Source organism: Streptomyces sp. NPDC003720, assembly GCF_042875075.1.
Classification (GTDB): Bacteria; Actinomycetota; Actinomycetes; order Streptomycetales; family Streptomycetaceae; genus Streptomyces.
Genome location: NZ_JBIANZ010000018.1, coordinates 34862 through 57817, shown reverse-complemented (window position 1 = coordinate 57817; position 22956 = coordinate 34862). Strand labels below are relative to the sequence as shown.

General features: G+C 72.9%; 22 protein-coding genes, 2 tRNA genes and 1 riboswitch. Of the genes, 7 read left to right on the top strand and 17 right to left on the bottom strand.

Translation table 11 applies throughout. From position 1 onward, the window contains the following. Positions 1–87 precede the first annotated feature (87 nt). From ACFYU0_RS34705 to ACFYU0_RS34690, 4 genes are all read left to right on the top strand, one after another. Positions 88–1512: an MFS transporter gene (locus tag ACFYU0_RS34705; RefSeq protein WP_351661289.1), complete on the top strand. Its 1425-nt coding sequence runs from the start codon at positions 88–90 to the stop codon at positions 1510–1512. Between the two features lie 60 nt (positions 1513–1572). Continuing rightward, the gene (gene lhgO / locus ACFYU0_RS34700; RefSeq protein WP_351662135.1) at positions 1573–2790 is read left to right on the top strand and encodes an L-2-hydroxyglutarate oxidase; all 1218 of its coding nucleotides are present in this window, start codon (positions 1573–1575) and stop codon (positions 2788–2790) included. Between the two features lie 80 nt (positions 2791–2870). Next, a complete protein-coding gene (gene trmB / locus ACFYU0_RS34695; RefSeq protein ID WP_351661292.1) occupies positions 2871–3716 on the top strand; it encodes a tRNA (guanosine(46)-N7)-methyltransferase TrmB in 846 nt (281 codons plus the stop codon). 58 nt (positions 3717–3774) lie between these two features. After that, positions 3775–5208, top strand: a complete 1434-nt coding sequence (locus tag ACFYU0_RS34690) for a PrsW family intramembrane metalloprotease (protein WP_389306366.1) — start codon at positions 3775–3777, stop codon at positions 5206–5208. Between the two features lie 25 nt (positions 5209–5233). Here the strand turns inward: ACFYU0_RS34690 and ACFYU0_RS34685 are convergent, their stop codons facing one another. The 5 genes from ACFYU0_RS34685 to ACFYU0_RS34665 all read right to left on the bottom strand — a co-directional run bounded on the left by ACFYU0_RS34685 (position 5234) and on the right by ACFYU0_RS34665 (position 10442). Further along, positions 5234–6181: an aldo/keto reductase gene (locus ACFYU0_RS34685; protein WP_351661298.1), complete on the bottom strand. Its 948-nt coding sequence runs from the start codon at positions 6179–6181 to the stop codon at positions 5234–5236. Positions 6182–6329: 148 nt separating this feature from the next. After that, the gene (locus ACFYU0_RS34680; RefSeq protein ID WP_389306363.1) at positions 6330–7370 is read right to left on the bottom strand and encodes a M23 family metallopeptidase; all 1041 of its coding nucleotides are present in this window, start codon (positions 7368–7370) and stop codon (positions 6330–6332) included. Between the two features lie 7 nt (positions 7371–7377). Beyond that, positions 7378–7546, bottom strand: a riboswitch (cyclic di-AMP (ydaO/yuaA leader). A gap of 234 nt (positions 7547–7780) precedes the next feature. Then, complete coding sequence (locus ACFYU0_RS34675; protein ID WP_389306361.1) at positions 7781–8977, bottom strand: PP2C family protein-serine/threonine phosphatase; 1197 nt, start codon at positions 8975–8977, stop codon at positions 7781–7783. A gap of 191 nt (positions 8978–9168) precedes the next feature. After that, a tRNA-Met gene (locus tag ACFYU0_RS34670) sits at positions 9169–9242 on the bottom strand. Positions 9243–9308: 66 nt separating this feature from the next. Then, positions 9309–10442 carry a dihydrofolate reductase family protein gene (locus tag ACFYU0_RS34665; RefSeq protein ID WP_351661307.1) on the bottom strand — a complete coding sequence of 378 codons (1134 nt, stop codon included), beginning with the start codon at positions 10440–10442 and terminating at the stop codon, positions 9309–9311. Positions 10443–10528: 86 nt separating this feature from the next. Between ACFYU0_RS34665 and ACFYU0_RS34660 the strand changes: the two genes are divergently transcribed. Together ACFYU0_RS34660 and ribA are read left to right on the top strand one after the other, a co-directional pair. Continuing rightward, the gene (locus ACFYU0_RS34660; protein ID WP_351661310.1) at positions 10529–11068 is read left to right on the top strand and encodes a MarR family transcriptional regulator; all 540 of its coding nucleotides are present in this window, start codon (positions 10529–10531) and stop codon (positions 11066–11068) included. A gap of 151 nt (positions 11069–11219) precedes the next feature. Beyond that, positions 11220–11864 carry a GTP cyclohydrolase II gene (gene ribA, locus ACFYU0_RS34655; RefSeq protein WP_389306358.1) on the top strand — a complete coding sequence of 215 codons (645 nt, stop codon included), beginning with the start codon at positions 11220–11222 and terminating at the stop codon, positions 11862–11864. 33 nt (positions 11865–11897) lie between these two features. Here ribA and ACFYU0_RS34650 read toward each other — a convergent pair whose 3' ends face one another. From ACFYU0_RS34650 to ACFYU0_RS34595, 12 genes are all read right to left on the bottom strand, one after another. Further along, positions 11898–12677: an SDR family oxidoreductase gene (locus ACFYU0_RS34650; RefSeq protein ID WP_351661315.1), complete on the bottom strand. Its 780-nt coding sequence runs from the start codon at positions 12675–12677 to the stop codon at positions 11898–11900. Between the two features lie 211 nt (positions 12678–12888). Beyond that, a complete protein-coding gene (locus tag ACFYU0_RS34645) occupies positions 12889–13416 on the bottom strand; it encodes an NUDIX domain-containing protein (RefSeq protein ID WP_351661318.1) in 528 nt (175 codons plus the stop codon). A gap of 108 nt (positions 13417–13524) precedes the next feature. Continuing rightward, positions 13525–13597 (bottom strand) — tRNA-Lys (locus ACFYU0_RS34640). Positions 13598–13686: 89 nt separating this feature from the next. Continuing rightward, positions 13687–15213: an amino acid permease gene (locus ACFYU0_RS34635; RefSeq protein WP_351661321.1), complete on the bottom strand. Its 1527-nt coding sequence runs from the start codon at positions 15211–15213 to the stop codon at positions 13687–13689. 93 nt (positions 15214–15306) lie between these two features. After that, the gene (locus tag ACFYU0_RS34630; protein ID WP_389306355.1) at positions 15307–16539 is read right to left on the bottom strand and encodes a low temperature requirement protein A; all 1233 of its coding nucleotides are present in this window, start codon (positions 16537–16539) and stop codon (positions 15307–15309) included. Between the two features lie 5 nt (positions 16540–16544). Further along, a complete protein-coding gene (locus ACFYU0_RS34625; protein WP_351661327.1) occupies positions 16545–16931 on the bottom strand; it encodes a nuclear transport factor 2 family protein in 387 nt (128 codons plus the stop codon). A gap of 39 nt (positions 16932–16970) precedes the next feature. After that, complete coding sequence (locus tag ACFYU0_RS34620) at positions 16971–17576, bottom strand: DJ-1/PfpI family protein (protein ID WP_389306353.1); 606 nt, start codon at positions 17574–17576, stop codon at positions 16971–16973. A gap of 4 nt (positions 17577–17580) precedes the next feature. Beyond that, on the bottom strand, positions 17581–18006 hold the full coding sequence (locus ACFYU0_RS34615) for an ester cyclase (protein ID WP_351661333.1): 426 nt from the start codon (positions 18004–18006) through the stop codon (positions 17581–17583). Between the two features lie 88 nt (positions 18007–18094). Beyond that, complete coding sequence (locus tag ACFYU0_RS34610) at positions 18095–19603, bottom strand: GMC family oxidoreductase (protein WP_389306351.1); 1509 nt, start codon at positions 19601–19603, stop codon at positions 18095–18097. 37 nt (positions 19604–19640) lie between these two features. Then, positions 19641–20114, bottom strand: a complete 474-nt coding sequence (locus tag ACFYU0_RS34605; RefSeq protein ID WP_389306349.1) for a VOC family protein — start codon at positions 20112–20114, stop codon at positions 19641–19643. Positions 20115–20136: 22 nt separating this feature from the next. Continuing rightward, positions 20137–20430, bottom strand: coding sequence for a putative quinol monooxygenase (locus ACFYU0_RS34600; RefSeq protein ID WP_351661341.1), 294 nt, complete (start codon positions 20428–20430; stop codon positions 20137–20139). Between the two features lie 32 nt (positions 20431–20462). Beyond that, the gene (locus ACFYU0_RS34595; protein WP_351661344.1) at positions 20463–21170 is read right to left on the bottom strand and encodes a DJ-1/PfpI family protein; all 708 of its coding nucleotides are present in this window, start codon (positions 21168–21170) and stop codon (positions 20463–20465) included. A gap of 365 nt (positions 21171–21535) precedes the next feature. Between ACFYU0_RS34595 and ACFYU0_RS34590 the strand changes: the two genes are divergently transcribed. Beyond that, the gene (locus ACFYU0_RS34590) at positions 21536–22927 is read left to right on the top strand and encodes an MFS transporter (protein WP_351661347.1); all 1392 of its coding nucleotides are present in this window, start codon (positions 21536–21538) and stop codon (positions 22925–22927) included. The last annotated feature ends 29 nt before the right edge of the window (positions 22928–22956 follow it).

The following is a 22956-nucleotide window of genomic DNA, read 5'->3' as shown; positions in this document are numbered from 1 at the left end:
ACGCTTGGGATGCGGCGAACTACGCTGGGTTTACGAATGCCGCACGGTTATGCCAGCGCGGCAGCCGTCTGTGTCGAGGGGTGACGCATGTCCAGGGAGCAACGCGGGCCGAACGACAAACTCGGCGCCGTTCTCGCCCTCGCGGGAATCAGCAACGCGGGACTCGCGCGACGCGTCAACGACCTTGGCGCCCAACGCGGGTTGACGCTTCGCTACGACAAGACCTCGGTGGCGCGCTGGGTGTCGAAGGGGATGGTGCCGCAGGGCGCGGCGCCGCACCTCATCGCGGCCGCCATCGGCCAGAAGCTCGGCCGTCCGGTGCCGCTCCACGAGATAGGGCTGGCGGACGCCGATCCAGCGCCGGAGGTGGGCCTCGCCTTCCCCCGGGACGTGGGGCAGGCGGTGCGGTCGGCCACCGAGCTGTACCGGCTCGACCTGGCCGGCCGCCGGGCCGGCTCGGGCGGCATCTGGCAGTCCCTCGCGGGGTCGTTCGCGGTGACCGCGTACGCGACGCCCGCGTCCCGGTGGCTGATAACCCCCGCCGACAGCTCGGTCGCGCGGGAGGCGAACTCCGCCGAGGGCTCCGGCGCACCGCTCAAAGTCGGCCACAGCGATGTGCAGAAGCTGCGGGAGGCCGCCGAGGACGCCAGACGCTGGGACTCCAAGTACGGGGGCGGCGACTGGCGTTCGTCCATGGTGCCGGAGTGCCTGCGGGTGGAGGCGGCGCCGCTGCTGCTCGGCTCCTACTCGGACGAGGTGGGCCGCGCCCTGTTCGGCGCCTCCGCCGAGCTGACCCGGCTGGCCGGCTGGATGGCCTTCGACACCGGGCAGCAGGAGGCGGCCCAGCGGTACTACATCCAGGCGCTGCGGCTCGCCCGCGCGGCGGCGGACGTCCCGCTCGGCGGGTACGTGCTGGCCTCCATGTCGCTGCAGGCGACGTACCGGGGCTTCGGCGACGAGGGCGTCGACCTGGCGCAGGCGGCCCTGGAGCGCAACCGGGGGCTGGCGACCGCCCGCACCATGAGCTTCTTCCGGCTGGTGGAGGCGCGGGCGCACGCGCGTGCGGGGGACGCGCCGGCCGCCGGCGCGGCGCTGAAGGCGGCGGAGAGCTGGCTCGAGCGGTCCCGGGACGGTGACAACGACCCTTCTTGGCTTGGTTTCTATGGCTATGACCGATTCGCCGCCGACGCGGCGGAGTGCTACCGCGATCTGAAGGCGCCGCGCCAGGTGCGGCGGTTCACCGAGCAGGCGCTGTCGAAGCCGACGGAGGAGTTCGTGCGGTCGCACGGGCTGCGCCTGGTGGTGTCCGCCGTCGCCGAGCTGGAGTCGGGCAATCTGGACGCCGCCTGCGAGCAGGGGGTGCGGGCCGTCGAGGTGGCCGGGCGGATCTCCTCCGCGCGCACCACCGAGTACGTGAAGGACCTGCTGCACCGGCTGGAGCCGTACGGGGACGAGCCGCGGGTGGTGGAGCTGCGCGAGCGGGCCCGGCCGCTGCTGGTGGCTCCGGCATAGGACCGCCGATCCGGGTTTGAAGGCATTGTCAGTGGCGCAGTGCACTATCGGAGCCGGGAGGTGGTGCGGGTGCGTGAGGGTGCGTACGACTGCGACGTGCTGGTGATCGGAGGCGGCATCGTCGGCCTGTCGACGGCCTACGCGATCACGCGGGCGGCGCCGGGTACGCGGGTGACCGTGCTGGAGAAGGAGCCGGGGCCCGCCCGGCACCAGACCGGGCGCAACAGCGGGGTGATCCACAGCGGCGTCTACTACCGGCCGGGCTCGCTCAAGGCGCGGTTCGCCGTGCGCGGCGCGGCCGAGATGGTGAAGTTCTGCGCCGAGTACGGCATCGCGCACGCCGTCACCGGCAAGCTGATCGTCGCCACCGGGCGGGACGAGCTCCCCCGGCTGCACGCGCTCGCGCAGCGCGGCCGGGAGAACGGGATCCAGGTCCGCGAGCTGGGCGCCGCGCAGATCGGCGAGTACGAGCCGGAGGTGCGCGGGCTGGCCGCGATCCACGTCGGCACGACGGGCGTGTGCGACTTCGTCGGCGTGGCCCGGCAGCTCGCGCAGGCGTCGGGGGCGGAGATCCGGTACGGCGCGCGGGTGGTCCGGGTGGACCGGCGCCCGGAGCGGGGCGTGGCCGTGCTGACCGCGGCCGGGGACGTCGTGCGGGGCCGGGTGCTGGTGAACTGCGCCGGGCTGCACTGCGACGAGGTGGCGCGGCTGACCGGGGACGAGCCCGGGGTGCGGATCGTGCCGTTCCGGGGCGAGTACTACGAGCTGGCGCGGCCGGAGCTGGTGCGCGGGCTGGTGTACCCGGTGCCCGATCCGGCGTTCCCGTTCCTCGGGGTGCATCTGACCCGGGGGATCGACGGCGGCGTGCACATCGGGCCGAACGCGGTCCCCGCCCTGGCCCGCGAGGGTTACGGCTGGGGGGTCGTACGGCCCGGGGAGCTGGCCGGGACGGTGGCGTGGCCGGGGTCGTGGGTGATGGCCCGGCGGCACTGGCGGTACGGGGCCGGGGAGCTGCGCCGGTCGGTGTCCAAGGGGGCGTTCCTGACGGCGGTGCGCAGACTGCTGCCGGCCGTCGAGGAGGCGGACCTGGTGCGCGCCCCCGCCGGGGTGCGGGCGCAGGCGGTGCTGCGGGACGGGACGCTGGTGGACGACTTCCTGATCCGGGAGGGGAACCGGGCGGTGCACGTGCTCAACGCCCCGTCCCCCGCGGCGACCGCCTCGCTGCCGATCGGCCGGGAGATCGGCCGCCGCGCGCTGGACATGCTCGGGGCGCTGTGACGCCCGGGCACCGGGACGCCGCCCGCCGCCCCGGGCGGCGTCCCGGGACCTCGCGCCACCGCCGTAAAATCGGTGTCACTGTGTCTGACTCGCTGAACCTCCCCGAAGCCCCCCGGTCCGAGACCGCCGCCGCGCCGCGGCCCTCCCACGTCCCCGGTGTGTCCGTGCGGCACAGCCGGGCCAAGGGGGAGCCGCGGTTCCCCGACGGGCCCAGGGCCGACCCGGCCGGATCGCACTTCGAGCGGCGGATCCGGAGCTTCCAGCCCCGGCGGAGCAGGGTCACGGCCGGGCAGGCCGACGCGCTGCAGCGGCTGTGGCCGAAGTGGGGACTGGACATCGACGGGCAGCGGGTCATCGACCTCGGCGAGCTGTTCGGCGACGACGGTCCCGTCGTGCTGGAGATCGGGTTCGGCATGGGTGAGGCGACCGCGCGGATGGCGGCCGGGGACCCCGGCACCAACATCCTCGCCGTCGACGTGCACACCCCGGGCCAGGGCAACCTGCTCAATCTCGCCGACCAGGCCGGGCTGTCCAACGTCCGGGTGGCCAACGGCGACGCCATCATCCTGATCCGGGAGATGCTCGCGCCCGACTCGCTCGACGGGCTGCGCGTGTACTTCCCCGACCCCTGGCCCAAGAAGCGGCACCACAAGCGGCGGCTGATCCAGCCCGAGTTCCTGACGCTGGCCGCGAGCCGGCTGCGGCCCGGGGCGGTCGTGCACTGCGCGACCGACTGGGAGCCGTACGCCGAGCAGATGCTCGAGGTGCTCACGGCGCACCCGGACTTCGAGAACACCCGGGCCGACGGCGGTTTCGCGCCCCGTCCGCCGTTCCGGCCGCTGACCCGTTTCGAGGGACAGGGGCTGGAAAAGGGACACGTGGTGAACGATCTCCTCTTCCGCCGCGTACCGCACCGGGATCGCTAGGTCCGGTACTCCCGACCAGCACCAGCCCCTTCCCCCGGTCACCGTTAGGGTCGATGCCGTGGCCATCAGTCCTCCGTCCCCGAGCTACTCCCCCGGTCCCGGAAGCGGAACGCACCCGCACTGGTGGCAGCGCCGGTGGGTGCGCTACGGGGCGCTGATCACGCTGCTGGCGCTGTCCGGCCTGGTCATCCTGGCGCTGGTGCGCCGCCAGACCGGTACCCAGGGCTTCCTGGTCGGGCTCGGCCTCGCCGTGCTGCCCGTGCCGTGGCTCCTGGCCGCCTTCCGCTGGCTGGACCGGGTCGAACCCGGCCCCTGGCGGAACCTGGTCTTCGCGTTCGCCTGGGGCGCCTGCGCGGCGGCGCTGATCGCCATCGTCGCCAACAGTTTCGCGACGAAGTGGATAGCCACCTCGACCGCCGATCCGGCCGGCGCCGACACCCTGGGCGCCACCCTGATAGCGCCCGTCGTGGAGGAGTCCGCGAAGGCCGCTGCCGTGCTGCTGGTCTTCCTCTTCCGCAGACGGGACTTCACCGGGATCGTCGACGGCGTGGTGATAGCCGGGGTCACCGCCACCGGCTTCGCGTTCACCGAGAACATCCTCTACCTGGGCACGGCCTTCGGGACCGACCAGCTCAGCGGCGGCCACGGCATCGCCTCCGTCACCGCCGCCACCTTCTTCGTGCGCGTCGTGATGTCGCCGTTCGCGCACCCCCTGTTCACCGTGCTCACCGGCATCGGCTTCGGCCTCGCCGCGCTCTCCACCGAACGCGGCCGGGCCCGGCGCGCCCTGGTCCCGCTCGGCGGACTGCTGCTGGCGATGGGCATGCACGCCCTGTGGAACGGCTCCGCGACCTTCGGCCGGTTCGGGTTCCTCGCCGTCTACGCCGCCTTCATGCTCCCCGCGTTCGGGCTGCTGACCTGGCTGGCGGTCTGGACCCGGCAGCGCGAGCTGCGGACCGTGCGGGAGGAGCTGCCCGCGTACGTGTACGCCGGGTGGCTCGGGCCTGCCGAACCGTTCGTCCTCGGGTCGATGCGGGCGCGCCGCGCCGCCCGGGACCACGCCCGCCGCCACCTCGGCGGGCGGCCCGCCGCGCGGGCGGTCGCGCAGTACGAGGCGTACGCCACCTCGCTCGCCTTCCTGCGGCACCGTGGGCGCCGGGGCCGGGCCGGCGCCGGTTCCGCCGTCCGGGAGCAGGAGCTGCTCGCCGAGCTGTGGCGGCGCCGGGAGGTGGCCCGGCCGGCGCTGGAGCACGCGGCCAGGACCGTGGCCCCGGTGCCGGCGGCCTCGGCGTACTGGGCGCGGTACGGGTATCCGGCGATGCCCGCAGGCCGCCCGGCGGCGTACGGACACCCGGGGGCGTACGGGCACCAGGGTGTCCCGTACGGATATCCGCCGGTGCCGTACGGCGCGGCGCCGAACCCGCCCGCCCCCTACGGGAACCCGTCCGCGCCGCCGCCCGGGTACCCCGGGTACAACCCGTACCGGTCCTGACCGGGCGTCCGCCCTCCGGCCGGGGTCAGGCGGAGGCCTGGTTCAGGCGGTCCACTTCCTCCTGGGTGAGCCGCAGCTCCGCCACGCCCAGCAGCGCGGGGAGCTGTTCCACCGTGCGGGCCGAGGCGATGGGGGCGGTGACCGTCGGCTGGGCGGCCAGCCAGGCGAGGGCGACCGTGGCGACGGGGGCGTCGTGGGCTCCGGCGACCTCGTCCAGGGCCGTGAGCACCCGCTGACCGCGCTCGGAGTCGAGGTGCTTGGCGGCGGAGCCGGCGCGGGCGCTGTCGACCGTCGTGCCGGGGCGGTACTTGCCGGTCAGGAAGCCCGAGGCGAGGGCGAAGTACGGGACCGCGGCGAGCCCCTCGCGGGCGGCGAGGTCCTGCAGCGGGCCCTCGTAGGTGTCGCGGGAGACCAGGTTGTAGTGGGGCTGGAGGGCCACGTAGCGGGCCAGGCCCTCGCGGTCGGAGAAGTCGAGGGAGGCCCGCAGCCGCTCGGGGCTGATGTTGGAGGCGGCGATCTGCCGGACCTTGCCCGCCTTCACCAGCTCGTCCAGGGCGCCGACGATCTCCTCCACCGGCACCTCGGGCTTGTCGAAGTGCGTGTAGTAGAGGTCGATGTAGTCGGTGTCCAGGCGGCGCAGGGAGGCGTCGGCGGCGGCCTTGATGTTGGCCGCGCTCAGCCCCTGGTACTGCGGGTGCTGGCTGACCTTGGTCGCGACGACGACGTCGGAGCGGTTGCCGCGGGCCTTGAGCCACTTGCCGATGATGGTCTCCGACTCACCGCCCTCGTTGCCCTCGATCCACGCCGAGTAGGAGTCGGCGGTGTCGACGAAGTTGCCGCCCGCGGCCGTGTAGGCGTCGAGGACGGCGAAGGAGGTCTTCTCGTCGGCGGTCCAGCCGAAGACGTTGCCGCCGAGGGCGAGCGGGAAGACCTCGAGGTCGGAGGAGCCGATCTTGCGCAGGGAAACAGTCATGCCCTGTTACAACGATCAACCCCATACCGCCCATTCCGGATTCACGCGAACGGTGTGTGAACAAGACCGGCGGCCCCGACTCCAAGGGGAGTCGGGGCCGCCGGGAAGACGGTGCGCGGCGCCGGGCCGGGTCGGGCCCGGGCCGGAATCAGGGGTTGAGGCCCTTGCCGTGCAGCCACGCCATCGGGTCGATGCCGGTGGCCGCGCCGCCGGGGTGGACCTCCAGGTGCAGGTGCGGTCCGGTGACGTTGCCGGTGGCGCCGACGCGGCCGATGACGTCGCCGGTGCTGACCTTCTGGCCGACGGAGACGCTGATCGAGGACTGGTGGCAGAACCACAGCTCGGTGCCGTCGTCGAGGGTGAGAATGGTGCGGTAGCCGTAGGAGCCGGCCCAGCCCGCCTCGGTGATGGTGCCGCTGTGGATGGCCTTGATCAGCGTGCCGGTGGGCGCGGCGAAGTCGAGGCCGGTGTGGTAGCCGGAGGACCACATCGAGCCGGCCTGGCCGAACGTCGAGGTGATCGTGTACGAGGACGTCGGCAGCGTGTACTGCTTGGCCAGCTCGGCCAGCCGCTCCGCCTCCGCCTTCTTCTCCGCGGCGGCCTCGGCCTCCTTCTTGGCCTCGGCGGCCTTGGCGGCGGCTTCCTCCTTCGCCTTGGCGGCCGCGTCGGCGGCCTGCTTCTCGGCGGCGGCCGCCGCTGCCGCGGCGGCCTTGGAGTCGGCCTTGCTCTGCTGCTGCTCGGCCTGGGCCATGATCCGGCTGCGCAGGGTCTCGCCCGCGTCGGAGCCGCCCTGGTCGCTTTCGGCGGCCGCGGTGGTGCCGACCGTGCTGAGGGAAGCCGTGGTGGCCTCGGCCGCCTCGGCGTGGTCGTCGCCGAACAGGGAGCCGACGGACGGCAGATCGGGCATGGAGATGGACACCGGCGGCTTGCCGGTGTGGGCGCTGGCCATGCCGCCCGCGCCGACGGCCGCTATGACGCCGACGCCGAGGACGGTGGAGCTGCGGGCGAGTCCGCCGCCGCGCTGCTTGGCGACGCGGTGCCGGCCGCGTACGGGGCGGATGGACTCCTCGGTGGGGTTCCACTCCTCCCAGGGGCCCTCTTCGGCGCGGTAGCCGCCGTAGCCGAACGTTTCGGTGTCGGGCTGGCTGGGCACGTATGGGGCTTCGGGGGCAGGCCGGTTGGACGCCACGCGGGCGTACTCCTTTCCTTCCTCCGCCTACCGGGTTAGCTGACGGGTTCGGAGCAGGAAGGTCTCCTACGCGCGTATACGTACCGGGAACCGGATCGGTTCACGGTGGCATCCGCGTGATTCACCCCAAGGTGGTGGTTCCCCGGTTCCCTTGCGGGATTCGGCGCGTGCGCACGGAGCCGCCTCTTGTGACGGCTGGGACGACCGCGCTGCGTTATCGAACGTTAATAGACTCACGTGTGAGATTCCAAGCCGTTCGGCTTGATCATTAACGTTTCCGGGGGTGGACGTACGCCGCGCGGCCGTGGAAAACGGGCGAGTTGACCGGCATTCAGGAGTCACGAGGTTTTTGATGGTGACTCAGCGGGCAAGCGGAGGGCTTCCATCCGATCACTTTCGGTCACCTCGGGTCAGGGCCGGCGTACGGCGAGCAGTGCCATGTCGTCCGCCATGCCGCCCCCGGAGTGCCGTCTGACCTCCGCGGCGAGCCGGGTGAGCAGGGTCCGCGGGTCGGTGCAGCGGCGGCCGGCGAGCCGGCGCACCGGGTCGTAGAACCGGCCGTGGGCGTCCCGGGCCTCGGTGAGGCCGTCGGTGTGGAGCAGCAGGGTGGCGCCGGCCGGGAAGCGGGACTCGGCCGCGCGGTCGGGGCGCCGGCCGAGCTCGCCCAGGCCGAGCGGCAGCGCGGGCTCGCCCGCGGTCAGGACGTGCAGGGCGCCGTCGGCGTGCAGCAGCAGGGGCGGCGGATGACCGCGGTTGACGATCCGCACCACCCCTTCGCCGGGCGGCAGTTCGGCGAGGACGACGGTGGTGAAGCCCTCCAGCGCGTCCGCCCCGTCGCGCCGGGCGCCCTCGCGGGCCAGCGCCCGCTCCAGCCGCCCGGCCACCGCCTCCAGCGTGGGCTCCTGTTCGGCGGCCTCCCGGAACGCCCCGATCACCACGGCGACGGCGGCGACCGCGCCCATGCCCTTGCCGCGCACGTCCCCGACGACCAGCCGCACGCCGTACGGGCCGTCCTGCACCGCGTACAGGTCGCCGCCGATGGACGCGCCCTCCTGCGCCGCCTCGTACCGGGCCGCGATGTCGAGGCCGGCGATACGGGGAGCGGGCTCGGGCAGCACGGCCCGCTGGGCGGCCTCGGCGATCTCCCGGACGGAGGCGAGCCGCCGGTCGCCGAGGCGTACGACCCGGTTGATGACGACGGCCAGCAGGGCGACCGTGGCCACGGTGACCACCTGGGTGACGGTGTTGACGTCCAGGCCGGGGCCGAAGTGGGCGTGCACCGCGTAGGTGGCGCCCAGTGCGGCCAGTCCGGTGAGGAGCGTGGTGCGCAGCGAGGTCAGGGGTGCGGCGACCAGCGGGGCGGCGGTGAAGAAGGGCACGGCGGTGAACTCGCGCGGGGTCAGCAGGTCGTACAGGAGCCCGCCGGCGATGAGCAGGAGGGCGAGGGCGTGGGGCAGGCTGCGCCCGGCGGAGCGGCGGCGCTCCGGGGGCAGCGGCGCGCGGCCGGCGCCGAGGACCGGGTCCGGGTCCGGGTCCGGAACGGGTCCGCCGGGGAGCCGGCCGGCCGCCCTGGCGTACGGGCTGTCCTCCACCTCACCAGGGCGCACTGCTGGTCTCCCGTGTCCTCGACGTGAGACCAGCGTGGCGGGGGCGCGGGAGGCGGGCGACCGCTGTGGCCCGAGCGGATGACCTGCTGTGACGTACGCCACTCGGCTTCCATGGGGCGGCCGTGCGGACAGGCGACGGAAAGCACTCAGGGCCGGAATCCATGAACTGGATTCCGGCCCTGAGTCTTCAGTAGCGGGGACAGGATTTGAACCTGCGACCTCTGGGTTATGAGCCCAGCGAGCTACCGAGCTGCTCCACCCCGCGTCGTTGTGTCTCAAGCATACGTCATGTCCGGGGGTGCTCCGCACACACGTTTCCGCGCGGCGCCGCTCAGGGCAGCAGATGGGCGTTCGGCGCCTTGGCCGGGCCCTCGTACTCGGGGAGCAGGACGACGTCCACGCCGGCCGCCGCCAGCACTCCGGCGCCGTCGGCGCCGGGCACGAAGGTGTCCGGCTCCCGCCAGGCCGTGACCACCCGGCGCACGCCCGCGCGCAGGATCAGCTCGGCACAGGGTGCGGGGCGGGAGGCGCGGCGGGAGCAGGGCTCCAGGCTGCTGTAGACGGTGGCGCCGGGCAGCCGGGGGTCGGCGGGGTCCAGCTTGGCCAGGGCCGCCTCCTCGGCGTGCACGACGGGGTCGCCGCCCTCGCGCGAGTGGCCGCGGGCCAGCTCGGCGCCGTCGGCGGCCACCACCACCGCGCCGACGCTGAACGCCGTGCGGGAGGGCGGGCACAGGGCGGCCAGCTCGCAGGCGGTGGCCAGCCAGCGCCGGTCGGCGGCGGCCGGCGCGGGGCCGGCGCCGGGGGCGGTGGGTTCGTAGCGCATGAGGACGACGTCCTCGATCCGGCGGGACTCGGTGAGCCGGAGCCGGCCGCCCTGGTACCCGCCCGGGCCGAACAGGCGCGGGGCGGCCGGGTCGCCGACGAACAGCGGGGCGAGGACGAGCTGGAGTTCGTCGGCGAGGCCCTGCTGGAGGAGCTGGGTGTGGACGGTTCCGCCGCCCTCGACCATCAGGCGCCGCACCCCGCGCACGTCGTGCAGGTGGGCCAGCAGGGCGCGCCAGTCGAGCTCGGGGCCGAGCGGGACCACGTCGGCGGTCCCGCCGAGGACGCGGGCGGCCCGTTGGGCGCCCCGGTCCGTGCTGTACACGACCTTCTCGCCGCCGGTGTGCCAGAAGTTCGCGGCCGGGTCGAGGTCTCCGGAGGCGGTGACGGCGACCTTGAGCGGGTACGCCGGGCGGCCCTCGGCGACCCGGGCGGCGCGGCGCGCGGGCGAGTTGACGAGGAGCCGGGGGTTGTCGGCGCGGATGGTGCCGGCGCCGATCAGGATGGCGTCCACCGAGGCCCGCACCTCGTCGACGCGGTCGAAGTCGGCCGGGCCGGAGAGCAGCAGCCGGTCGGGGCCGGTGTCGTCCAGATAGCCGTCGAGGGAGACGGCGGCGGACAGCAGGACGTACGGGTACGGCATCGGCGCGCTCCCTCGCGAAGACCCCGGCGGAGCCTTGTTCACATTCGAATCTTGGTTCAAGTTTGAAACAAACCTACACTGGCGGCATGACGACCCGCTGGCTCACTCCCGAGGAGCAGCGCGCCTGGCGCGCCTACATCGCCGCCTCCCGGCTGCTGGAGGACGCCATCGACCGGCAGCTCCAGCAGGAGGCCGGCATGCCCCACCTGTTCTACTCCGTGCTGGCCAACCTCTCCGAGGCGCCCGGCCGGCGACTGCGCATGACCGACCTCGCCGAGACCCTGAAGATCACCCGCAGCAGGCTGACCTACGCGGTGACCAGGCTGGAGCGGGACGGGCTGGTGCGCCGGGAGGACTGCAGCCAGGACCGGCGCAGCAGTCTCGCGGTGCTGACGCCGGAGGGCACGGCCGTGCTGGAGCGTACGGCACCCGGGCACGTCGAGACGGTCCGCACGACCCTGTTCGACCGGCTCACGCCCGAGCAGGTGGGGCAGCTGGAGGAGATCTGCGCCGGGGTGGCCCGGGTGCTGGAGGGGGAGGAGACGGGGGCCGCGCCGGAGGACGTGCCCTGGCGGCGGCGGTCGTCGCCCTGTCCGGGACAGCCGCCCGAGCCGCCCCGCTCCTGAGCCCTGGCCCCGGGCGGTCCGGGCGCGGAGCCCGCGAAGCCGACCCGCGCGAAATCCGTTGCTTGAACTTTTAAGCATGAGGTAGTGTCCGGGATTGAGCTACTGCTTCAAATCTGAAGCAGATGCCCAGGGACGGAACCCGGAGGCCCGCATGTCCGACACCCCCGCCGCCACCCAGCGCGCCCGCGTGCGGGTGCCGCTGCACTTTCACGACGGCTACCGCGTCGACGCCGAACTCGTCACCTTCCACGGCCTGGACGACGGCCAGGAGCACGTCGCCGTCGTCCTCGGCGAGCCAGGCGCGGTTCCGCTGGTGCGGCTGCACTCCGAGTGCCTGACCGGGGACGTCTTCGGCTCGGCCCGCTGCGACTGCGGGCCGCAGCTCCGCGAGGCGGTCGAGCGCATCGCCGAGCGCGGGGGCGTGCTGCTCTACCTCCGCCAGGAGGGGCGCGGCATCGGCCTGTACAACAAGCTCGACGCCTACGCCCTGCAGGACCAGGGCCTCGACACCTACGAGGCCAACGCCGCGCTCGGCCTCCCCGAGGACGCCCGCGACTACACGGCCGCCGCCCAGATGCTCCGCGCGCTCGGCATCGGGGAGCTGGACCTGCTCTCCAACAACCCGGACAAGGCGGAGCAGTTGCGCTCGCTCGGCGTACTCGTCCGGGACCGGGTGCCGACCGGCGTCTTCACCACCGCCCACAACGTCCGCTACCTGCGCGCGAAGGTCCTGCAGACCCAGCACACGCTGCCGCTCGGCGAGTTGGACCTGCTGCCCGAACTGAGCGCGGGCTGAACGCGGGCCTGCCCGGGTCCGGGCGGTCCCGGACTAGTGCACGGAGAGGCCGCCGTCGACGAAGACGGACTGGCCGGTGACGTAGGCGGAGGCACGGCTCGCCAGGAACACCGCGGCGCCCGCGAAGTCCTCGGCCAGGCCGTTGCGCCCCACCATCGTGCGGGCGGCGAGCTCCGCCACCCGCTCCGGGTCGGACGACAGACGCGCGTTGAGCGGCGTCATGACGAACCCGGGCACCAGCGTGTTGCAGGTGACCCCGTACGGCGACCACGCCTCGGCCTGGGACCGGGCCAGCGACTCCAGCGCGCCCTTGGAGACGCCGTAGGCGCCGCTCTGCACGAACGCCCGGTGCGCCTGCTGGGAGGTGACGTGGACGATCCGCCCGAAGCCGCGTTCGGCCATGCCGGGTCCGAACCGCTGCCCGAGCAGGAAGGGCGCTTCCAGGTTGACCGCCATGGTGGCGTCCCAGACGTCCTCGCCCACCTCGCCCATCGGGGGCCGCAGATTGATCCCGGCGCAGTTGACGAGGATGTCGGGCTCGCCGAACACCCCGGCCGCCTTCTCGGCCGCGGCGCGCACCCCCGCGCGGGTGCTCAGGTCGCCGCTCACCCGGGCCGCCCGGCAGCCGTCGGCCGCCAGCTCCCGGACCGTGGCGTCGAGTTGCTCCTCCCCGCGCGCCACCACCACCACGCTCGCCCCGGCGCGCGCCAGGGCGCCGGCGACGGCGCGCCCGATGCCGGAACTGCCCCCGGTCACCACGGCGGCCAGACCGTCCAGCGAGAACAGCTCCGACAGATACGCCCGCGAACTCATCCCCGCACTCTAGGTCGTGTCCGCGAAGTCGCGTCGTTCGCCCGTGGGGCGGGCGTCGCGGCGTCCGGTGCGTGCTCTGGGGGTCCCCCCGGCCGAAGGCTGGGGGAGTGCCGGCCGGATGCCCTCGTACTGGGTGTACTCGGGCTTTCGGCCGGTGCGGCGAGAGTGCGTGCCGGGCGCCGCGACGCAGACGCGACTTCGCGGACACGGCCTAGGACCCCCCGGGCGGCTGTGCGGGACCGCCCCACCCGTGGAGCGACACCCCGACGCCACCGCCGAGGTACCCGCGCAGTGCGCGGCGGGCCGAGGGCACACAGTCCTCGGGCAGCTCGTCGACGCCGGTCCAGCGGACCTGGGCGTGCTTGGCCGGTTCCCGGTTCTCGGGCTCCCCGGTCCACTCGTGGGCGGCGAAGACGACGGTGAGATAGCCGTCCGGAGCCTCGGCGCCCCGGGCGCCGTGGACGAGGTGCGCGACCTCCAGCGCCTCGGGCCGCACCGTCAGGCCGGTCTCCTCGTACAGCTCGCGCACGGCGGTGGCGGTGACCGGCTCGCCCGGTTCGCTCTTGCCCACCGGCAGGTCCCACAGGCCTCGCCCGAACTTGGCCCGCTCGCCGCGCCGCAGGAGGACCACCCGGCCGGCGGACCGGTCGTGGACGATGACGGCGGCGGCCAGCAGGGTCATGGACGCGAGGGCCGGGAGCAGGGCCCCGGGCCGGCCGTCGGTGTGCGGCTGGGTCACGGCGAGTCCCTTCGACGGGCCGCCGGGCACCGGCCGGCGGAGGCGGAGAACCCCGGGAAACGGCTCGCCCCCGGCTCGGTGTGTCGTCGAGCCGGGGGCGGTCCTTCGTAGGCCCTGTGGGACTCGAACCCACAACCAATGGATTAAAAGTCCACTGCTCTGCCAATTGAGCTAAGGGCCCAGGCGATGTTGCCTGTCCGAGCATAGCCGGACGCGGCCGGGTCTCCGATCGGGTATCGGCGACCCGGCCGCGTCGGGTGGGGGACGTGACTAGTTCTCGACCGTTCCGGCCGGCTCGGGGGCGCGGGTGACGGCCGGTCGCAGGAACCAGTGGCGGGCCGAGGCCAGCCACCAGGTCGCGGCGAAGCCCAGCACGACGAGGACGGCGACCGGGGCGTAGTTGAAGGTCTTCCAGGTGACCGGGGAGACCTGGGGGAGCATGAACAGGACCGTGATGACCGCCACCCAGGTGACGGATACCAGGCCGACGGGGATCGACCAGCGGCCCAGGTGCCACGGGCCCCGCTCGAAGGCCGCGCCCCTGCGGACCCGGAGGAAGGTCGGGACGACGTAGGCGATGTAGAGGCCGATGACCGCGATCGAGGTCACCGCCGCGTAGGCCGTGGAGTTGATGAGGTAGGGCAGACCGAGGGCGAGGGCGCCGAGCGCGGCCAGCCAGACCGCCGCCACGGGGGTGCGGGTGCGGGGGCTGACCGTGTGCCAGACGCGGGAGAAGGGCAGCGCGCCGTCGCGGGAGAAGGCGTAGATCATGCGGCTGTTGGCGGTCACCGAGGCCATTCCGCAGAAGAGCTGGGCGCCGATCACGACCAGGAGCAGGAGCTTGCCGGCCGTGGCGCCCAGCGCGTCCAGGAGGATCTGGGCCGGGGGCGCGCCGGTCGGGGAGGCCAGCTCCTTGTCGTACGACTGGATGGCGAAGGTGAAACCGAGGAGCAGGACGAAGCCGGCGATCCAGGAGGTCCAGATGGAGCGGACGATGCCCTTGGGGCCCGCCGTCGAGGCGTCGTGGGTCTCCTCGGTCATGTGGGCCGAGGCGTCGTAGCCCGTGAAGGTGTACTGGGCCATGAGCAGGCCGAGCAGGACGACGTAGAGGCCGCTGCCCCAGCCGGTCTCGTTGACGAACTTCGTGAACACGAAGGACGCCGTCTGGTGGTGGTCCGGGACGAGGGCCAGCGCGCCGACGATCACCGCCACGCCCAGGACGTGCCACCAGACGCTGACGCCGTTCAGGAAGGCGACGATCCGGACGCCGAAGGTGTTCAGCAGGCCGTGCAGGAGCAGGATCGCCGCGAAGAGCAGGACGGTGCGGCCGGGGGTCACCTCGAAGCCGAACTGCAGGTTCAGCCAGGCGCCGAGGAACGACGCGGCGCCGAAGTCGATGCCGGCCGTCACCGCCACCTGGCCCAGCACGTTGAACCAGCCGGTGAACCAGGCCCAGGCCGCCGCCGACCGGGGCGGCGCCAGGCGGTGGGCCCAGAAGTACAGGCCCGCCGACGTCGGGTACGCCGAGCAGATCTCGGCCATCGACAGCCCCACGAACAGGGTCATCAGGCCGACCGCCACCCAGCCCCAGGTGATCACCGCGGGACCGCCGGTGACCATGCCGAACAGGTACAGGGTCAGGCAGCCGGACAGCACCGAGATGATCGTGAAGGACACGGCGTAGTTCGAGAACGCCGACATACGGCGGGCGAGGACCTGGGTGTAGCCGAGCTGGGCAAGCCGTTCCTCGTCCGACGGCCCGTCCGTGCCACTCGTCGCTATCGCGTCTTCTGTCATGCCCCCAGCGATTCCCTTTCGCGTCCCGTGACATGCGTCACACGGATGTCGCCCTGGCGTGGATCCGGGTGTCGTCGGTGGGGTGCGGTGCCGTCAGGGGCCGTGCAGGGTGTGGGGCACCGCGGGGGCCTTGGTCGTCTCCACGAGGATCTGGCAGGAGAGGCCGCAGACCAGGAAGGCCTCCAGCAGCAGGGGCGGAAGGCCGCCGCCGGCCAGGCCGAGGAGGGTGAACGCCGCGGCCAGGCCCAGGCGGGACCAGGCGCGCAGATCGCCGCCGAGACCGACGTTGAGCAGGTGGATGCCGCCGACGCCGAGCAGGAACACGGCCATGCCGAAGCAGAGCACCGGACCGCCGTCCAGCGCCGGGTGCCCGTGGCCGCGTGCGTTGGCGGCCTGCGCGGCGAGCAGCCCGCCGACGCCGGTCACCGTGATGCCGCCGTGCACGAACAGGTGGCCGTACACGTAGGCCTGGCCGGTGAGCCGCCACTGGCGCAGCGGTGAGGGGTCGACGTGGTCGAAGACCAGCCACCACTGGCAGGCGGCGATCAGGAAGGAGCCCGCGACCACGGCCATGGTCTCGGCGCGCAGCCCGCTGGCGGCGATGCCGATGGCGTTGAGGGCGACGACCTCGCCCAGCACGATGATGGTGAACAGGCCGAACCGCTCCGGGATGTGCGAGGCGTTGAACGGCACCCGCGCCACCGCCGAGGCGGACAGGATCGGTGTCAGCAGCTCGGCCAGCAGGCCGGCGCCCCACAGCAGGTAGCAGTGGGGCGTGGGCAGCAGCGCCGACACCCCCCAGATCGCCGCGCCGAGCCCGTACCCCTGGAGGAAGCGTGTGGTCAGGGTCCGGGCCCGGGGCACGTGGTAGTGCGCCCGCAGGTAGAGGCCCAGCAGGATCAGCCGCACCAGGAAGTAGCCGAGGGCGAAGCGTTTCGCTCCGGCGGTGCCCGTGAACGCCCGGGGCACCGCCACGGAAACCGACAGCACCGCCATCATCGCGACGATCATGATGAGCCGGTAGATCCGGTCGTCGTTGTCGAAGCGGTCGGCGTAGAAGGAGTAGCCGACCCAGGCCCACCAGATCGGGACGTACAGCGCCCCGAACCGCAGCACGCCCGCCCAGGTCGGGGCGTGCAGCAGGACCTCGGTGAGCTCGGCCACGGCCACCACGAAGACCAGGTCGAAGAAGAGCTCCAGGGGTGAGGCGGCCCGGTGGTGCCCCTCCTCGGGCACCCTGAGCCGCACCCGCCCCCGGTGCAGTCGCACCTTGCCGGTGTAGGTGCCGCGCGCGACGCCCGCCTCCGGCGCGCCCACCCCCCGCATGCCGCTCAGCCCCCGGCGACCTGGGTGTGGGCGTCGTCGTGGTAGCCCTTGATCTCGGTGATCAGGCCGTCGTCGCCGACCCGGAAGGTGTCGATGCCGCGGTCCTCCACGACCCCGCCGTCCTTCTTGTGGGCGGTGATGTGGAAGGTGAACGCGGCCTCGTCGCCGCTGACCACCACGTCGGTGACGCGGAACTCGACCCGGTCGACGACCTCGAAGACGCCGTCGAAGAAGGCGGTCACCGCGGCCCGGCCCCGGTTGGCGGGCGCGCCGACCGGCTCGTGCTGGACGACGTCCGCGGCGAGCAGGGCGGTGAACCGCTCCCGGTCCCGCTTGGCGAAACTCTCCGCGTACCCCTCGACGGCGGCGCGGATCTGCTGCTGGTCTGGCATGACTTCTCCGTACGTAGGTGTCGGGCGGTGCGTGCGGGGTCAGGCCTGCGCCTCCACCTCGCGGACGAAGGCGGCCATGAAGTCGCCGGTCACCTGGGGGTGCTTGGCGGTGATCAGGTCGCCGTCGACCACCAGGTCGGCGGTGCCGCCGTCCGCGTAGACGATCTCGGCGCCGGCGTTCTCCACGTCGCAGACGACGTTGTGCGCGCAGGTGACCCTGCGTCCCTCGAGCAGGGCGCGGTCGGCGCACAGCAGCCACAGCGAGTGGCAGATGGCGCCGACCTTGAGGCCCGGCGCGGCCATCGCGGCCCGCAGGAACTCCACCGCGGGCGCCTTGTTGCGGCTGCCCGGGCCCGGCACCTCCACCTGGTAGCGCAGCCGGTCCATGGCGTACGCGCCGATCAGGACCACGCCCACGTAGTCGGCGAGGTCCAGCGCGGAGACCTCGCGGGTGACGGTGACGTGCTCCTCGACACGGCCGTTGTCGGGGTTGCTGCCGAACGTGAGCGAGGGCTGCCCCCACAGGTGGGAGACGTAGTCGACGGCGTACCCGCGCCCGGGGAAGTACGCGTTGAAGTCGCGGAACTCCGACGGGTCGAAGTGCTCCTCGATCAGGACCGCGATCCGGCCCTTGGCCGCCGGCACCGGGTCAGCCGCCCAGACCGAGCGGGCCGAGGAGCTGGCGCGGGTCGAAGAAGGCGTGGACCTCCTTGATGCGCCCGTCCTCGATGCGGAAGATGTTCGCGCCGCGGACCGTGATCGGCTCGCCGGTGGGGGCCGCGCCCATGAACACGCCGAGGTGGGTGCCGGTGATGGTGAAGGACGCGGCGACCTTGTCCCCCTGCTCCAGCAGCTCGTCGATGGTGAAGACGCGGTCCGGGAAGCCGCCGTACCAGCGCAGCGCGAACTCCTTGTACGCCGGCAGGCCGTGGATGCCGTCCGGGGAGATCGGGTTGTCGAAGACCACGTCGGGGGCGAGGATCTCGTCGGCGATCCGCAGGTCGCCGGGAGCGGTCAGGAACTGCTCGTAGTAGGTGCGGACGAGCTTGGAGCCCTCGTCGGACACTTCGGCCATGGGGTCAACTCCTCAGTCTTGGCGGGGATCACGGGCCCGGACCGCCGCCGCCGGAAGGTCGCGCGGCGGTCCGGGGCCGTCCGGTGGCTCAGGCGTCCGCGAGGAACCACCCGGCGGCGCGCTCACCGATGACGTAGCAGGTCAGGTTGGGGTTGGCGCTGACGTGCGTGGGCATCACGGAGGCGTCCACCACGCTCAGGTTCTCGATGCCGTGCACCCGCAGCCGCTGGTCCACGACCGCGCTCTCGTCGCCGCTCGGGCCCATCTTCGCGGTGCCGACCGGGTGCCACAGGGTGGCGGAGTTCTCCCGGATGTAGCGCAGCAGCTCGGTGTCGTCGTCGACCTGGGCCTGCGTGAGCTTGTCCGACAGACCGCTGGAGAGGTCCCTGATCTGCTTGGAGTTGGCGATGTCCCAGGCCAGGCGGACGCCGTCCAGGGCGATGGCGCGGTCGGCGTCGGTGCCGTAGGAGTTGAGGAAGATGTCCGGCTGAACGGTGGGGTCGGCGCTGCCGAGCGACACCCGGCCGCGGCACTCCGGCTTCTGCAGCACGCTCATCACGCTGATCGGCCGGTGGGTGACCGGGACGTAGCGGCTGACGAAGTACATCTGCATGTCGTTGAAGTGCTGCGAGCCCGGGTTGGTGTAGCGGACCAGGACCTGCACGTCCGGGTCGTCGGGGTCGGTGACGCCCTCGCGGGGCAGCAGGCCGACGGTGATCTGCTGGTGCTCGATCAGGTTCTCGCCGACGTTCGGCTGGTCCAGGACCACCTCGATGCCGAGGGCGCGCAGCCGCTGCTCCGGGCCGACGCCGGAACGCAGCAGGATCGCCGGGGAGTTGAGGGCGCCGGCGGAGAGGGTGACGTGGTCGGCGTACACCTTCTCCAGCCGGCCGCCGGTCTCCACCTCGACGCCGACCGCCCGGGTGCCCTGGAAGAGCACGCGGTGCACGGTGGCGCCGGAGCGGATGGTGAGGTTCTTCCGGCGGCGGGCCTCGGTGAGGTAGGCGACCGCGGTGGAGACACGCAGGTCGCCGCGGCGGTTCATGGGGATCGGGCCGACGCCGGTGGACTCCGGGTCGTTGTGGTCGGCGACGTAGCCGAAGCCCTGGTCGATGCAGGCCTCCAGGTAGGCGGCCTGGAACGGCACGAGCTGGTCGCGGGTGTGGCGGACGATCGGGGTCGGGCCGTTCTTGCCGTGGAACGGTCCGTCGAAGTCCTGGTCGTCCTCGATCTTGGTGAAGTACGGCAGCATCGAGCGCCACGACCACTCATCGTTGCCCAGCTCGGCCCACTCGTCGTAGTCCGCCGGGATGCCGCGCAGCGCGATGGCGCCGTTGACCGCGGAGCAGCCGCCCGCCACCTTGCCGCGGGCGTAGGTGAGGGACCGGCCCGGCACCGCCTCGGCGCTGTAGCCCCAGTCGTGGTCCTCCACGGAGACGGTGCGCGCGTTGGTGATGTCACCGGGGATCTCGGAGACGTCCGCCCAGTCGGGCCCGGCCTCCAGCAGCAGGACGCTGACGCCGGCGTTCTCGGTGAGTCGGCTCGCGAGCACGGCGCCCGAGGAGCCCGCGCCGACGACTATGTGGTCATACTTCATGGGTTCTCCCTCTTGGGACCGCTACCGGGGCCCGGGTTCACAGACCCGGGAACTCATCGGTCTCGATCCAGGTCTCGATGGCCTGCTTCTCCGCGAGATCGACGTACTCGTACCGGACACCCAGGGCGTCGGGCTCCGTGATGATCCAGCCGGGCGTGGCGCCCTCCGCGCTCCGCGAGGCCGCCGCGACGCCGATGCCCTCGGCCGCGAGCGCCCCGAGCCGGCCCTCCATGTCCGGCTCCCAGAGGCCGAGGTAGAGGATCCGGCCCTCGTTGGCGGTGGAGAAGATCCCCTCGTCCCCGTCGGCCTCGATCAGCTCGTAGTACGGCGGGCCCTGTTTCGAGAAGGCGACGTGCACGACCTGCTCGTGCGGGTGCGGGTCCTCGAGTCGCGGATTCGTCACGTGCGCGGGCTTGGTGAATTCCAGGCCCTGCGTCCGCTCGTAGTACTCGATCGCCTTCTCCAGATCGGGCACGACCACGCCGATGTGGAAGTAGGGCTGCTCGCTCATGTCCGCTCCCTGTGATTCCCGTTCACTCGTCGACCGGGTCGTACGCGTCGAGCTGCGGCGGCCGCGCGAGGTACGTCAGCATCTCCGGGACGATTTCCTTGAGGTATTCCTTGGCGCTGTGTTCGGCGAGCGCCGCGTCGTCCACGTACTGCTCGACGACCAGGTACCTGCGGGGGGTGGTCCGGTGCCGTACGAACTCGAACACCGGGGTGCCCGGCTCGTTCGCCCGGACCTGCCGCACCAGGAGCTTCAGCACCTTCTCGAAGGGCTCCTCGCTGCCCTCGGCGACGTCCAGGACTGTGGTGCACGTGATCACTGGTCCTCCAGTTCCGCTCGGCGGGCGGGGCCTCAGTGCAGCGGCGGGAGCAGGATGTCCGCCGTCTCGTCCTGGATCTTGGCCTCGGCCCCGGGGTACGCGAACAGCTCGGTGCCCAGCTCGCCGAACAGGGAGTAGCCCTCGGCGGCGCGGGTGTCGAACCACATCGACATCTCGTGGCCGACCTCCTCGCCGAACAGGTGGTTGACCATCGCGAGGGTGCCGGCGTTGATCGAGGCGGCGCCGGCGGTGGTCCAGATGCGGTCCTCGGGCGCGCCGAGCCACATGCGGCGGGGCTCCACCACGTTGGCGCCCTCCTCCTTCAGCCGCCGGGAGATGGGCGGGCTGCAGGTCACCGGGGTCTTGCCGAGGATGCCGGCGCGCTGCAGGATGCCGACGCCGACGCAGTTGGCCCCGATGAACTTCCCGTTGACGTGGTGGTGGCGGATGGTGTCGAGGATCCGCTCGTTCTTGGTGGCGGCGCCGGAGCCGCGGCCGCCGGGGACGTACAGCACGTCGTACAGGTCGTCGTCCCGCAGTACCGCGTGCGGCTCGACCCGGGCGCCCATCTGCATGGTGACCGGGCCCTCCTCCAGGGCCACCAGCTTGACCTCGATGTCCTCGCCGGCCGTCTCCTTCAGGTAGACCGCGACACCGATCATGATCTCCCAGGGGATGATGGTGTCCGACTCGCTGCACCGGTCGTACGCGAGCACCGCGATGCTCTTGATCTCAGCCATGGATTGTTCTCCAGTCCGCTCCGGGATTACCGGACCGCGGCATTCGCCGAACTCGGCGGCCTGCGCGGAATTTCCGGCTTCTGGTGGCGAAGCTAGCGCGCCCGGGAAAGGGCCCAGGAGCCTTCGGCGGATACTTTCTGAACTTCCGGCCGGGGCGTACGCAAGCCGCTTTTCCGCGACTCGCGAATACTTTCTGAACTCGCCGCGCAATACGCGGTGGGGGGCTCCGGAGCGGTGGCCGCCGGGGACGGACGGGCGGCGGCCGGCGGTAGGACGGTCAGATCAATCACGCCCGCATCCGGCCGAGTTCACGAAGTAGAGGTGGGTTTCTGGCCGCACGCGCGGGCGCCCACAAGCCTGGCGGCATGACATCTGAGAGCTCTGAGCTGCTGACCCGGCCTGCCGGCGGGGGCCGGCAGGCACGGCGGAGCGCGGGGACGGCGGGTCGCTTCTTCGGCATTGTCGTGGGCAACTTCCTGGTCCTGCTCGACGCCTCCATCCTCAACGTGGCGGTGCCGGACCTGCGGGACGATCTGCACGCCTCGGCCAGTGCGCTGCCGTGGACGGTGGACGCCTACACCGTGGTGTTCGCCGGCCTGATGCTGGCCGCGGGCTCGATCGCGGACCGCTTCGGACCGCGCCGGATCTACCGCGCGGCCCTGATCTCGTTCGGCGTCGTCTCGGCGCTGTGCGCGGCGGCGGACTCCGCCGGCATGCTCATCGCCGGGCGGGCCCTACTGGGCGTCGCCGCGGCGGGCCTGGTGCCGGCCTCGCTCGCCCTGCTCGCCGGGCTCTACCCGGACCCGGCCAAGCGCTCCCGCGCCGTCGGCGCCTGGGCCGCGATCAGCGCGCTCGGACTGGTCTCGGGGCCCGTGCTCGGCGGGGCCCTGGTCGCTCTCGGCGGCTGGCAGCTCGTGTTCCTCGTCAACCCGCCGATCGCGCTGATCACCGTGGTGCTGGCGCGGTCGCTGTCGGCCGACCGGCCCACCGCCCACCGCCCGATCGACTACCCCGGCCTGCTGCTGTCCATCGCCGGTCTGGGCGCGCTCACCTTCGGGCTCGTCGACGGCGGCACCGACGGCTGGGGGCGTGCCGTGCCGGTGACCGCCCTGGTGGCCGCGCTGCTGGCCTTCGTCCTGCTCGCCGTCGTGGAACGCCGCGCCGCGGACCCGGCGCTGCCGCCGGCGCTGCTCTCGCTCTCCCGGGTGCGGGCCGACCTGGTGGCGGGCTCCGCCGCCTCCTTCGCCTTCTACGGGCTGCTGTTCGCCATGACCCAGTGGATGGTCGAGGACCGGGGCATGTCGGCGCTGCGGACCGGGCTCGCGTTCCTGCCCATGACGCTGCCGCTCGCCGTCCTGCCGTTCTTCACCGGCCGGCTGGTCGCGAAGACCGGCACCCGGCCGCTCATCCTGTTCGGCCTCACCGCCGGCGCCGTCTCCGGCCTGATCCTCTCCTTCTCCGGCACCGAGACCCCGCTGGCGCTCCTCGTCGCCGCCCAGATCGCCCTCGCGCTGTGCGCCACCACCGCGATCCCGGCCTCGACGGCCGACATGGCGACGGCCGCGCCGCAGCGCTTCGCCGCCACCGCCCAGGGCGCGCTGAACGCCTCCCGCCAGGCCGGCTCGGCTCTCGGCGTCGCCGTGCTCGGCACGCTCGGCCCGATGCACCGGATCGGCCTCGGCGTCGTGGCGCTCGGCGTCGGCTCGGTCCTCCTCGTCGGCCTGCTCGGCCGGGCGAAGCCCGCGCAGGACGCCTGACCGGCCCGACCGCACTCCCCCGCCCGCCC